Raw genomic sequence first — 755 nt, 5'->3', positions numbered from 1 at the left:
TGCTGGCGTCGACCGCGAAGCTGCCATAGTTGCCCGCTGCGTTACCGGTATAGGCGGCCGTGGCGTTATGGTCGACGTCGCTGGAGGTGACCTGGCCGGTAACTGCCAGGGTAGTGTCTTCATTGACCGCGCCACTCTGCGCCGCGCTCGTGATGACCGGTGCGTCGTTGGTGCCGGTGACGGTCAGGACGACGTCCTGGGTTGCCTTGCCGCCCTTGTCGTCGGTGACCGTGACGGTGAAGGTTTCGGTGTGGGATTCGCCCTCGGCCAGGTCCTGGTGGGTATTGTCCAGGGTGTAGGTCCACACACCGCTGCTGGCGTCGACTGCGAAGCTGCCATAGACGCCCGTCGTGCCAGCGCTGTAGGTTGCCGTGGCGCCATGGTCGACGTCGCTCGAGGCCACCGTGCCGGTGACTGTCAGCGTGGTGTCTTCCTTGACCGTTCCGCTCTGCGCCGCGCTGGTGATGACCGGTGCGTCGTTGGTGCCGGTGACGGTCAGGACGACGTCCTGGGTTGCCTTGCCRCCCTTGTCGTCGGTGACCGTGACGGTGAAGGTCTCGGTATGCGATTCACCCTCGGCCAGGTCCTGGTGGGTGTTGTCCAGGGTGTAGGTCCACACACCGCTGCTGGCGTCGACYGCGAAGCTGCCATAGTTGCCCGCTGCGTTACCGGTGTAGGCGGCCGTGGCGTTATGGTCGACGTCGCTGGAGGTGACCTTGCCGGTAACGGTAACTGTCAGGGTGGTGTCTTCATTG

The 755-nt window shown here is 64.7% G+C and carries 1 protein-coding gene; it reads right to left on the bottom strand.

Annotated features, from left to right (window positions below):
* A partial coding sequence (locus AC1DYX_RS31665) for a VCBS domain-containing protein (RefSeq protein WP_477266237.1) occupies nt 1-755 on the bottom strand: 755 nt, incomplete at both ends.

It is taken from the genome of Massilia sp. P2_C2 (assembly GCF_056404615.1).
Note: the sequence above shows the minus strand (reverse complement) of the source record. Positions and strands in the feature narration are given on the sequence as shown.